This is a genomic window from Campylobacterota bacterium (genome assembly GCA_040752835.1).
Classification (GTDB): Bacteria; Campylobacterota; Campylobacteria; order Campylobacterales; family Sulfurimonadaceae; genus Sulfuricurvum.
The window spans coordinates 88403-100403 of record JBFMGG010000008.1 but is presented as its reverse complement, the minus strand read 5'-3'; the positions used below and the strand labels follow the sequence as shown (position 1 = coordinate 100403).

General features: G+C 51.1%; 12 protein-coding genes. 4 read left to right on the top strand and 8 right to left on the bottom strand.

From position 1 onward, the window contains the following. Position 1: 1 nt before the first annotated feature. From rfbG to AB1763_10380, 4 genes are all read right to left on the bottom strand, one after another. Positions 2 to 1114 carry a CDP-glucose 4,6-dehydratase gene (rfbG, locus tag AB1763_10395; protein MEW5833234.1) on the bottom strand — a complete coding sequence of 371 codons (1113 nt, stop codon included), beginning with the start codon at positions 1112 to 1114 and terminating at the stop codon, positions 2 to 4. Beyond that, positions 1099 to 1872, bottom strand: a complete 774-nt coding sequence (rfbF, locus tag AB1763_10390; protein ID MEW5833233.1) for a glucose-1-phosphate cytidylyltransferase — start codon at positions 1870 to 1872, stop codon at positions 1099 to 1101. The genes rfbG and rfbF overlap by 16 nt, the downstream gene beginning before the upstream one ends. Before the next feature lie 130 nt (positions 1873 to 2002). Then, on the bottom strand, positions 2003 to 2749 hold the full coding sequence (locus tag AB1763_10385; GenBank protein ID MEW5833232.1) for a glycosyltransferase family 2 protein: 747 nt from the start codon (positions 2747 to 2749) through the stop codon (positions 2003 to 2005). Next, positions 2746 to 3486 carry a polysaccharide deacetylase family protein gene (locus AB1763_10380; protein MEW5833231.1) on the bottom strand — a complete coding sequence of 247 codons (741 nt, stop codon included), beginning with the start codon at positions 3484 to 3486 and terminating at the stop codon, positions 2746 to 2748. Before AB1763_10380 ends, AB1763_10385 begins: the two co-directional genes overlap by 4 nt. Before the next feature lie 64 nt (positions 3487 to 3550). On the opposite strand from AB1763_10380, the gene AB1763_10375 reads away from it, so the two are divergent. Then, a complete protein-coding gene (locus AB1763_10375; protein MEW5833230.1) occupies positions 3551 to 4321 on the top strand; it encodes a lipopolysaccharide kinase InaA family protein in 771 nt (256 codons plus the stop codon). Here the strand turns inward: AB1763_10375 and AB1763_10370 are convergent. Then, complete coding sequence (locus tag AB1763_10370) at positions 4281 to 5255, bottom strand: glycosyltransferase family 9 protein (protein MEW5833229.1); 975 nt, start codon at positions 5253 to 5255, stop codon at positions 4281 to 4283. The genes AB1763_10375 and AB1763_10370 overlap by 41 nt on opposite strands. 211 nt (positions 5256 to 5466) lie before the next feature. Between AB1763_10370 and AB1763_10365 the strand changes: the two genes are divergently transcribed. From AB1763_10365 to waaF, 3 genes are all read left to right on the top strand, one after another. Continuing rightward, on the top strand, positions 5467 to 6627 hold the full coding sequence (locus AB1763_10365) for a transposase (protein MEW5833228.1): 1161 nt from the start codon (positions 5467 to 5469) through the stop codon (positions 6625 to 6627). Positions 6628 to 6707: 80 nt separating this feature from the next. Further along, positions 6708 to 7973: a glycosyl hydrolase gene (locus AB1763_10360; GenBank protein ID MEW5833227.1), complete on the top strand. Its 1266-nt coding sequence runs from the start codon at positions 6708 to 6710 to the stop codon at positions 7971 to 7973. Next, positions 7970 to 8929 carry a lipopolysaccharide heptosyltransferase II gene (gene waaF / locus AB1763_10355; protein MEW5833226.1) on the top strand — a complete coding sequence of 320 codons (960 nt, stop codon included), beginning with the start codon at positions 7970 to 7972 and terminating at the stop codon, positions 8927 to 8929. The genes AB1763_10360 and waaF overlap by 4 nt, the downstream gene beginning before the upstream one ends. Here the strand turns inward: waaF and AB1763_10350 are convergent. The 3 genes from AB1763_10350 to rfaD are packed head-to-tail and all read right to left on the bottom strand — an operon-like array spanning position 8913 to position 11934. Continuing rightward, positions 8913 to 9500, bottom strand: coding sequence for a YfaZ family outer membrane protein (locus AB1763_10350; protein ID MEW5833225.1), 588 nt, complete (start codon positions 9498 to 9500; stop codon positions 8913 to 8915). The genes waaF and AB1763_10350 overlap by 17 nt on opposite strands. After that, complete coding sequence (gene rfaE1 / locus AB1763_10345) at positions 9494 to 10927, bottom strand: D-glycero-beta-D-manno-heptose-7-phosphate kinase (GenBank protein MEW5833224.1); 1434 nt, start codon at positions 10925 to 10927, stop codon at positions 9494 to 9496. The genes AB1763_10350 and rfaE1 overlap by 7 nt, the downstream gene beginning before the upstream one ends. Further along, positions 10924 to 11934, bottom strand: coding sequence for an ADP-glyceromanno-heptose 6-epimerase (gene rfaD / locus AB1763_10340; protein MEW5833223.1), 1011 nt, complete (start codon positions 11932 to 11934; stop codon positions 10924 to 10926). Before rfaD ends, rfaE1 begins: the two co-directional genes overlap by 4 nt. Positions 11935 to 12001 lie beyond the last annotated feature (67 nt).

Here is a 12001-nt window from a genome sequence, read left to right as displayed (position 1 = left end):
TTTATCCTCTCGTCCATTCTAATTTTTTCTTTTTAGCATCACTGATGTAATCTTGTAGATTTTGTTCCGTTGAAACCGTCCCGGTTTCATAATACCCCTTGTACCAAAGTACAGTTTTTTCGAAAGTCGTTTCACTGTTCCACACGTCCTTCCATTTGAGAAGAATATGTGCTTTGGAACAATCCAATTTTAACAAATTCGCTTCATGCAGCTGGTGGGGATCACGATTGATTTCATAATCGATTTTGTCCCAATGCTTTTTGACGTGGTTCACGACCTCTTCGACCGTTATGCTCCCCTCGTCGCTTGGTCCGAAGTTCCATGCGTCTCCAAATCCTGCTTTTTCTTCCAGAAGTTTCTGTCCAATGGCAAGGTATCCGCTGAGGGGCTCAAGGACATGCTGCCACGGACGGGTTGCATACGGATTACGGATACTCACTTTTTTCCCCTCCGATACAGAAAGCATGATATCCGTCATTAAACGATCTTTCGCCCAATCACCGCCGCCGATTACGTTACCTGCACGGCAAGATCCTAAGAGAGTATTGTGTGATTTTTTGTATTCTGTAGGATTAAAATAAGAGTTCCTGTACGAATTGGCTAGCAGATCCGCACACCCTTTAGAAGAACTGTAGGGATCATATCCTCCCATTGGGTCGTTTTCGCGATATCCCCATACCCATTCACGATTTTCATAAGCTTTGTCACTGGTTATATTAACAATCGCTTTTACCTTGTGTGCACGACAGGCTTCAAAGACTTTGAGGGTTCCAATAACATTCGTCTCATAAGTCTCGATTGGATTTTCATACGATAGACGCACCAACGGTTGAGCTGCAAGATGAAAAACTATATCAGGCTGATACTCAGCAAACGTCTGATTGAGTGTGCCCAAATCCCGAATGTCTCCAATAACAGAGACGATGTCAAGGTTCAAAAGTGAATAGTGGTTTGGTTCACTAGGCGGAGGAAGAGAATAACCTATCACTTTTGCTCCCATTTGATGTAGCCAAAGAGCGAGCCATGAGCCTTTAAATCCCGTATGTCCAGTCACTAGAACTGTTTTATTTTTGTACACTCCACCAAAGAGAGTTTGCATTACCATACTTTCCATGGAGCTTTTTTAGTGTCCCATAATTTATTCAAATCGGTTTTATCTTTTAAACTATCCATCGGCTTCCAAAAGCCGTAATGTTTAAAGGTCATGATCTCACCTTCTTGCGCCAAAGTCTGAAGCGGAGCCTGTTCGAATACCGTACTATCTCCCTCTAAAATATAATCAAAAACTTTTGGTTCACAAACAAAAAAACCAATATTGATCCAACCACCATCTCCTTTTGGCTTTTCCAAAAAATGAGTCACTTGACCATTTGGTTCAATGTTTAAAGCACCAAAACGCCCTTCCGGCTGAGTAGAAGACATTGTCATCGCTTTCCCGTGCGATTTATGAAATGTCACTAATTTATTAATATCAATGTCACTCACACCATCGCCATAAGTGAGCATAAAAGGTTCATTTCCAATAAACTCTTCTGCCCGCTTTACACGTCCGCCGGTCATTGTTTCCAAGCCTGTATCAAGTAAGGTGACCTTCCACGGTTCACTAGAATTATTTAAAATTTCCATCTTGCCATTTTGCATGTCAATGGTGACATCGCTTTGATGCAAAAAATAATTGGCGAAATATTCTTTTATATAATACCCTTTGTAACCTAGCAAAATTACGAAATCATTAAAACCATAATGGCTATATATTTTCATAATATGCCAAAGAATTGGTTTCCCCCCAATTTCTACCATTGGTTTGGGACGGATATCAGTTTCTTCAGATAACCGAGTTCCATATCCACCAGCCAATAACAATACTTTCATACAATACCATCCAGATAATATTTAATTTACCAATGCTTTATCGTATCATATTCGAAATTAAAAAAAACTGTTTTCATAACTTTTTTCCCTGCTTAACTATCTATAAACTTCTAGTGCTCAACTTGCATATTTATTCATCTCTTTGATTAATTTCATAAAGTTTCATGTATTTGTAAAAATTAGTGGCCATGTGCGAAAAAGCGATGATGAGCCCAGCATACCCGTCCAGGAATCCCCGTTTGAGAACATAGGTGCGGAAAAATGAGTAAAGGCCGTTGAAAAACGCCTTGGCTGGGGTCGGAAATTTTTTGCCGACGTTACCTTGCGCAAAAAGGGTGGAATAGCGGTCCACTTTCACGATGAAATCGGAGATGCTCATGTAGCTGTAGTGCTTCATGTTCCCCTCGATGTTCTCTTTTTTCATCCCCTCGTCGATAATGTTCTCATGCACCGCGTTGTCATTGAAACGGGTGACGCTTTTGTTGTAGAGACGGCGGATTTTCTGGTTGTTCCAACCGCAGTGGCGGATCTGGATCTCTTTGTAATAGGCCAGGAAATTGACGATGTAGATCGTTCGCGGATCGAGCGGCTTGGTTTTAAGCGCACGCAGGAGTTCTTCGTCGACCACTTCGTCGCTGTCGATGATGAGGATCCATTCGTGAAGGGCAAAAGATGCGGCACGGTTTTTCGTTGTCCCAAAGCCGTCGAATTCCCCTTCGATGAGACGGACGTTAGGGAACTCGCGCGCGATGTTCTGCGTCCCGTCAGTCGAACCGTTGTCATAAACGACGACATCGTCGAACTCGCGCAGGCTTTCAAGCGACCTTCGGATGGTCCGCACCCCGTTTTTGACTATCATCACCGCCGATACGTTCATCTCTCTCCTTTGAGCGTTTTAACAAGTGTTTTCAGTCCAAAACCGAGTTGTTTCCACGGTGTAAACAACTCGCCGGGGTTTCTCAGCCCGTCCCCTTTGATACGGTAGATCAATCCGCCGATCCCTTCCCACGAAGGGTTGAAGGCGTTGCCGATCCTGAAAACATACCGATAATATTCACGAGCAAAATCAACAGATGCGTCACTGTATTTCCCAAACGGCAGCACGAACGAATCGATCCGGCATCCCAGTTTCTCTTCGAGGAGCCGTTTGGAAGCTGCGATCTCTTCGCCAAGATCGACTCCCGACTCGGCCAGATTGACGTGATTCATCGAATGAGAGGCCACGGCAACGTGACCGCTTCGGATCATTTCGCGCAGTTCGGCATAGGTGCAAAACGGCGCGTGGGTGCGATAATTCTCCCCTTCGTAAATCTCGCGGTGTTTGAGCGAAAGGCGTTCGTGGGGAGCGACGGCGGTATCATCGAGAATATACGCGGCCGGCACGGCAAGGAGCGCTTTGAGGCCGTAACGTTTGAGGAGGGGGAAAACATAATGGTAAAAATCGTAATACGCGTCGTCGAACGTCAGACAAATGGCGTCGGCGGCTTCCTCCCCCGGGAAAACGGAGGTGTAGTGCTCGGCCACCTGGCGCAGATGCGCTTCCATCATCGCATCGGTATTCGAGAGAGGAAGGTCGTCGCTGTTGATGTGATGATACATGACGACCCGCAGCATGGCACCTCTCTTTTCAGCAATAATAAAGTATCATACCACACGATGACTTAGGCAAAAGGTAACCATGCACGCCCGTTACGAATACCGATCCGAATACGCATTTTTCAAACCGTCGTTCGAAGCGATACGCGAAATATTCCATGCCGATACCCATACGATCCACAAAGCCCGCAACGAACTCAAAACCATCGATCTCGGAGGCCTTAAAACCGTCGTTAAATCGTTCAAGGTTCCCCACCTGTTCAACCGGATCGTCTATACTTTTTTTCGCAAAAGCAAAGCGTACAAATCCTACCATAACGCCCTGAAACTGATCGATCTTTCGATATCAACGCCCGCGCCCGTAGCGCTAATCGAATTTTTCGAATCGGGGCTGCTGGGAGAGAGCTATTTCATTGCGGAATGCTTTGAATACGATTTCACGATCCGTACCCCGCTGCTTGAGCCCACAGACGAGCGCGAAGAAATCTTTAGAGCATTCGCCGCCTACACCTGCGACCTCCATCGCAAAGGGGTATGGCACCTCGATTACTCGCCCGGAAACATTCTCGTCAAACGGACCGTAGAAGGGTATGCGTTTGCCATCGTCGATATCAACCGGATGGAGTTTCGTGATTCGATCGCTCCGCTGGAAGGGTGCGAAAATTTCAACAAACTGTGGGCATCCGATGCGGATTTAGAGATCATGGGGCGCGAATACGCACGGCTGTGCGGGATGGACGAAGCGCTGATCGTTTCGGAGATGCAACGGCACAACAATGCCAACAAACGTTCCAAAAACTTCAAAAAACGGATCAAAGCCCTGCTTCGAGGCGACTTTTCAACTCCCGCTTGACCCTCTCGAACATCGCTTCTCTGCCTTGCGGGTTCTGAGGAATCATGTAATGGTGCTGCCCGGCTTCATCCCCGATACTTTTCCAGCGCGAAGCCGAAGCAAAGAGCGTATCGGCGAAAAAAGTAAACGTCTCGCAACCGCACGCGCTCGCGAGGTGATAGGTCCCGGTCGATGTACTTATAAACAGTTTAAAACTGCTTAATACATGTGCAAAATCGACGACGCTTCCGCGCGAACGGTACAGATGCGTACGGCTCTGTGTGCCCAGTAACGCCGCGGCTTCCTCGCAAAGCGCTTCCTCGTCGGGGCCGAACGTCATCACAACGTCCACCGCCCCGCATGCTTCGGCGATCCGTACGAGTTCGACGTATTCGCCCAGTGTCCAGTTTGCATCCGAAGACCCTCCGAATCCAGGGTGAAACGCCACGACGGGACGGGTGATGCCGTACTCGGCGCAAAAAACCCGATAAGCGGTATCATCAAAACGCAGCAGCGGTTTGGGGAAATCAAGGTCGATCTGCGCAAACAGCGCGCGCGCTAGCTGCAGATTGTATTCGAATTCGGCCATCTCCACCCGGCTTCGGCGCTGTTGGATGCGACGGTTGTAAAAAATCTGGGCGATCTTCGTCGCCGGGGCGATCCGGATGGGTATCCGCGCCAGGAACTGGGCGATCGCGACGCGGGTATTGGAAAACAGGGTAATTGACGCGTCGATTTTCGCCTCGCGGATTTTGAAAGCGAGCTCAAGAATGTCCCCTCCGCCGTCGACGATCACCTCGTCGATAAAATCGCACGATTCAGCCAGCGAGCGGTTGAGCGGGGCGACAAGAGCGACGATGCGGTTGCAAGGGTCATGGCGTTTTAGAACGTACAGCGTCGGCAAAGCGGTGATGAAATCCCCGAGTTTGTCATTACGCACCACCAGTATGTTCATCGCTTCGCCTTTATATGTGTTTTATGCCATTTTACCAAACGCAAGCGAAAAGCTACCTCTCTTTAAGGGATGCGTATCAGCTCATAAATAATGAGTGGACGGATAATGACTTTTTAAATTCCAATCCTATGCATGTCATATCAACATATTATTCCCAGCATTAGTCGATATTTCAGTACCATACAATACACACCGTTACAAAGTGAAAGCGATGCTCAAAACTGTGAAAGTCCGACTCTACCCGACTAGTGCACAAGAAGAGATTATTGCCTTCCAGTTCGGTGCGTGTCGATACATCTATAACCGTTCCCTCGCGCTTCGCAAGTACGCTTATAAAAAGTGGGGTGTAACAATCTCTAAAAACATTCTTGATAAACGGATTGCCATTTTGAAAGAACGCCACCCGTGGCTCAAGAATGCGGATTCGCAGGCATTACAGCAAAGTATTCGCCACATGGACGAAGCGTATAAACATTTCTTCCGCCGCATCAAGCAAGGTGAAACGCCCGGATTCCCTCACTTTAAATCTAAACACCATTCCCGTCAAAGTTACCAGTACCCTCAACGGGTTAAGATCGATAACGGGAAAGTCTACCTTCCAAAAGTCGGGTGGGTAAAAGCCAAAGGTTTAAGAGCGGTGAATTCTGGGAAGATCAAGACCGTCACGGTCTCGATGGAAGCTTGTCAATATCACGCTGCAATCCTAACCGAGGACGGTATCGAAGCCTTTACGCCATCTCACAACGCGCAGACTATCGGACTTGACATGGGTGTCGCAGCGGTTGTTGCAGATTCGAATGGAAACCTCGTCACTCCACTCGACTTTGAACGGGAGTTGGTAAAGCTGCGCAAGCGCCACCAACAGCTCTCCCGAAAACAAAAAGGCTCGAATAACCACCTTAAGGCGAAGATGCGTCTTGCAAAACAGAACTTTCGTATCGCCAACATACGCAAGGATTTCCTTCACAAGCTCTCAGCACGATATAGCGAAAACCAAGTGGTCGTCGTTGAGGAATTAAATGTGAAAAACATGACAAAATCTGCGAAAGGAACCAAAGAAAAGCCGGGGAAGAATGTCAGAGCGAAGTCCGGTTTGAACCGATCCATACTGAAAAATGGATGGGGTATGTTCTTCGAGATGCTGGCATACAAGACTGCCCGACGCGGTGGTCGGCTTGTGAAGGTTACTCCCGAATATACAAGCCAGACGTGTAATGCATGCGGTCACATTTCGAAAAAGAATCGTAAAACGCAAAAAAAATTTGTGTGTAAAGCGTGCGGACACAAAGACAACGCAGATGTCAATGCCGCTAAAAACATACGAGACCGTGGGATACACGGCTCTAATGCTTCCCATCAAACAGCTGCTTAAGCGCTGTGGAGGAAGAATCCACCTTGCTTCCAAGGTAGAGTATCAGCCGATCCAAGGTAAGAAGAGGATACAATACGGCCATGAAAACACCGTTTGCATGGGACTATTATTCCGACCAGCCCGCCATTATCCGCGATAAGAAGCTCAAGCGTAAAATGCGCCTCTCGGCCCTCCCATCCCTGATCAAAACATTCCTGATCGCGGCGGTGACCCTTCCTTTCTCGGTTTTGACCATCCCCTATCTCCCCCACCGCCGCATCGACGGCGACCGCTTTTTCGGAATGGGGGTCAACCTCGACAAAGAGCCTTCCCTCTCGCCCGGGCTCGTCCGCGAACTCGGCGTAAAAAACCTTCTGATCCGGATCCCTCTGTGGGAAATCGACAGACTCGACGAATACGTCGCGTTTGTCCGGAGCTTCGAGGGGTGCACGGTAACGATCGCCCTATTGCAAGACCGCGAGCACATCACCGACCTCCCCATGACCCGCGAACATTTCAAGGCGATTTTTACCGCCCTCTCGGGAATCTGCGACACCTACGTGATCGGCAGCACGATCAACCGCGCGAAATGGGGGTTTTTCAGCGTCAACGAGTATCTAGACTTCTACGGCATCGCTTTCGATCTCAAAAAAACCTGTTTTCCCCATCTCAAACTGATCGGCTCGAACGTCATCGATTTCGAATACCACTATAGCGCCCATACCCTTTTCAATTTCAAAAACATCCGTTACGATGCGGTAGGAAGCCTCCTCTATGTGGACCGCCGGGGCGCCCCCGAAAACACCCAAATGGGGTTCAACCTCATCGAAAAGATCCGCCTCTTGGCGTCACTTGCGCGTCTTAGCCCCAAATGCGACGGAGAAATCGTCATCACCGAAACGAACTGGCCCATCACGGGGACGGCTCCTTATGCTCCTACCAGTGAAACCGAGTGCGTCGACGAAGAGTCCTACGCGTCGTATATGGTCCGTTACCATCTCCTCGCCTTCGCTTCGCAAAGCGTGAATTCCGTGTTCTGGCACCAGCTGGTCGCTCCGGGTTACGGCCTTATCGACAACCGGGATGGGATTCGCAAACGAAGCGCATTTGACGCCTATCGCACGATGCTTTCTCAGATGGCGGATGCCTCGTTCGTCGGCTACGGGGTCAAAAGGGGTCGGCACACCCTGCTGTGCGAAACACTTCGAGGAGTGCTCCATGTCGAGTGGCTGGAAGAAGGATCGATGGAAATAGCCCTCACCCAAACGGTCACCGTCACAACCCGAGACGGCATCAGCATGGATACCGATACACTGTTGCTGGGCGAATCGCCGATTTACTACACCACTCCGCTGGAAAACGAATGAAACTCCTGATTATCCTTCCCAACTGGCTGGGCGACGCGCTCATGGCCACTCCCGCCATCGAAGCGCTCTGCAAGATTTATCCAAGTGCGGAACTGACCCTGGTCGGATCGTACGTGAGCCTCGAAGCGCTCAAACACCACCCGCAATGCACACGGGCCTACGTCGACGAAACGAAAAAAGGGGGGAACCGCTTTCTCAACACATACCGTTTCGCCCGCCTTCTGGGACCACACGATATGGCGATCACCTTTCGCAACCAACTTCACTCCTCGCTGCTGCTGCGCCTCAGCGGAACCCCGATCACCGCCGCCCGCTCGAGCTGGCATTCCCGCGCGCTGGTGTCGCATCCCATCAGAACGCGCCCAAACACCCATCTTGTCGAACAATACCTCGACATCGCCCAAACACTGAGCCCGCAACCCCTCGAAACCGGTCCGCTGCAACTTCACATTCGGGCGCATCGTTACGCCCGAGCGACCCTGGGGATCAATCCCGGGGCGACGTATGGCAGTGCCAAACGGTGGTATCCCGAAAAATTCGCCGACGTCGCCAGAGCGTTCAGCGACCGCTACGACATCGTGATCTTCGGCGGACCGAACGAAACGCAGATGGCCGAGGACATCGAAACGCGCCTGGACGGCATCAGCGTCACGAACCTGGCGGGCAAAACGTCGGTAAACGAACTTTGCGCCATGATCGGGGGGTTGGATCTGTTTATTACCAACGACAGCGGACCGATGCACGTCGCCGCGGCCTACCAGGTTCCGACAGTGGCCGTCTTCGGCCCGACCCGGCATCTTGAAACATCGCAATGGAAAAATGAAAAAAGCGTGATTGTACGTCACGAGATGGAGTGTGCGCCGTGCATGAAGCGCGAATGCCCGCTGGGGCATCACGAATGCATGAAGGGTATCACGGCCGCCGAAGTGATCGAAGCGGTTAAAAGTCTAATCTAAGACCGAAATACCACGAATCGTTATAAGTGACGTTGCGGTTTTCAAGGTCGGTATCGATGTTTCGGTACCCCACTTCAAGGCGGCCGTTGTCGATCACCGCGGCATCAAGATGGATGCGGGTTTCGAGATATCCGTCCCCTTCCTTGAAACTCAGTACCGAAGGGGCATAATAAAGGGCTCCCCCCAGGTAGAACGGAAACGGCGTATTGAGCGGCAGCCGAAGCTCGGCTTCGACCCCCAGCGGGATGGCCGCGTATCGTCTGCCGTCAATCTGCGTGTATTCCCCTTTGATCCCAAGGCCCACTTTCAATCCCGGAACGCCGCGAACATACTGTTCCACCATAAATGAAACCTCCGCCAGCGGATCGAGATCGCGGGCGGTTTCGCTGTTGTTGTTGTCGCCGTTGAGAAAACGGGCCCCGATGTAGGTATTGCTCATCGCATTCCCCATCCGTCCCATATCCAGGCGGATCTGTCCTTCGACGTCGCGGTTGTTGACGTTTGCTTCGATCTGATGGGCCGCGAACGCGCTCGCACCCATCGCCAGTAACATCATAATCGTTTTTAGCATGCTGATCCTTTGTTGATTCTCTCGATGGTCGCCGTCGTACTTTTGCCGTCGACGAAATTCACCAGCCGCAGCTCGCCGGCAAATTCGGCTCCGACGACCGTTTTCCCCTCATAATCCCCCCCTTTGACGAGGATATCAGGCGCAACATTTTTGATCAGGTCGTAGGGTGTTTCGTCGCTGAACATAACCACATAATCGACCGATTCGAGCGCCGCTAAAATGTAGGCGCGGTCGGCTTCGACGTTCACCGGGCGGCTGGGGCCCTTGAGCGCACGGACCGAACTGTCCGAATTAAGCCCTACGATCAAAACGTCCCCGTAGCTTTTGGCTTCCTGCAGATATTTGACGTGGCCGACGTGAAGGATGTCGAAGCAGCCGTTGGTGAAAACGACTTTTTTACCTTCCGATTTAAGCCGAGCCGCGATCTGCGCGATCTCCCCGGCTGTTTTGATATGGGCATCCGAAGTGCTTTGGCGGAGACTCGATTCGTACGCGTCGATCTCATCGAGGGTCACCGTAGCCGAACCGATTTTACCGACGACGACCGCGGCCGCATGGTTCGCAAACGGTGCCGCTTCATCGATGGAGAGACCGCACGCCAGGGCATACGAAAGCGATGCGATCACCGTATCCCCCGCCCCCGTTACGTCGTAAACCTCTTTGGCCACCGTCGGAAATCGGCGCATATTCTCATCATAAACGGCGATCCCGTCCTCGGAGAGGGTGATCATCGAGCACTCCAGGTCGCAGGTCTCTTTGAGCATGAGAAGCGCCCGGCGCAACGATTCGTCGTCACGGATCGAAATACCCGTCGCCTCCGAAGCCTCTTTACGGTTCGGGGTGAGCAGATAGGCGCCCCGGTATTTGGAATAATCTTTTCCCTTGGGATCGACGAGCACTTTTTTGCCCGACGCTTTGGCCGATGCGATCACCCCCTGCGCCACCCGCTCGGTGATGACCCCTTTGCCGTAATCGGAGAGGATCACGATGTCGCATTCGCCGATAACACGCGCGACGTAGGATAGCAACGCCTCTTCGCTCTGTGATGCGATCGGATCTTTGGATTCGCGGTCATAGCGAAGGATCTGCTGGTTCGAAGCGATGATACGGCTTTTTTTCGACGTTTTGCGCCCCGCCTGAAGACTCAGCCCTTCGCCATCGACGTTGATGGCGCGGAGCATCGATTTGAGTTCCGCCCCGTTTTCGTCGTCTCCGATCACTCCGCCGACGCGAACCTGCGCCCCCAGGGCAACCAAGTTGTTGATGACGTTTCCGGCCCCGCCGAGAACCGTCGTTTCACGCGCGATGTCGACAACCTGTACCGGCGCTTCGGGAGAGATTCGCTCACATCCTCCCCACAGGTAATGGTCAATCATCAAATCCCCGATGGCCAGGATGCGGGGAGAAGCGTTTTTCAGCCGGTTCATCGAACCTCCTCTTCGAACAGACGTTTGATTTCACCTACGTAAGCCCGGATCCCGTCTTCGAGCTCATAACGGGGAGCATACCCCAGCACGTCGCGGGTGCTTTGGATATCGGCTTCGGTATGAAACTGGTAACGCCCGACGAAAGGATTGGGGATGTATTCGCACGGAAGCACCGTTCCCAGCTCCTGCTGGAGAATATCGACGATCGACTGGAACGACCGCGCTTTCCCGGTACCGACATTGAACACCCCCGACTCTTTGGGATGCATCGCCAAAACATTCGCTTGTACGATGTCCTCGACGTAAATGAAATCGCGGACGATTTTGTCCGAGCCTTCGAACAGGCGGGGATTTTTCCCTGCGAGGAGCTGATGGCCGAACTGCACGACCATCGACGCCGTTTTATTTTTGAAAAACTCCCTGGGCCCGTACACGTTGAAATAGCGCAGTCCAACGATCGAGATGTTGGTGTGTTTTTGAGAATACTGGCGGGCGAGATGATCCATCATCAGTTTCGAGAATCCGTACACGTTCTGCGGCGCTTCCCGTCCGACCCGCTGCGGCGAGGGGGCATCCCCGTACGTCGCGCCCGAAGAGGCATAGATCATATTGGCTCCATGCGCCACGGCGATGTCGAGGAGATCTTTGAACGCGTTGACGTTGGTCTGGATCATCAGATCCTGTTCGAGCGCCGTCGTATCGGAAATGGCCGCTTCGTGAAAAATATAATCGAAGCGATACTGTTCTTTAAGTGTATCGAGCAACACTTTGTCGTTGATGTCGCCGCTGATCACTTCCCCCCGGAATCCGAGCAGGTTTTTGAAATGGCCGAAGCTTTTCAGGTTGCCGTTGGAGAGAGTGAGGTTGGAGCGGAAAAGATCGAGGACGACCACATGCGCATCGGGGTAATGTTCCTGGAAATAAAACGCGAGGTTCGAGCCGATAAATCCCGCCCCCCCTGTAATCAAAATTGTTTTTCGGTTCAAATCGACGTCGCTGTAGCGCATACTTTATCCTTGAGAATTCAGGTAGTGTCATATTGTAACAAACTCTACATTAAAGCTTAAATAGTTA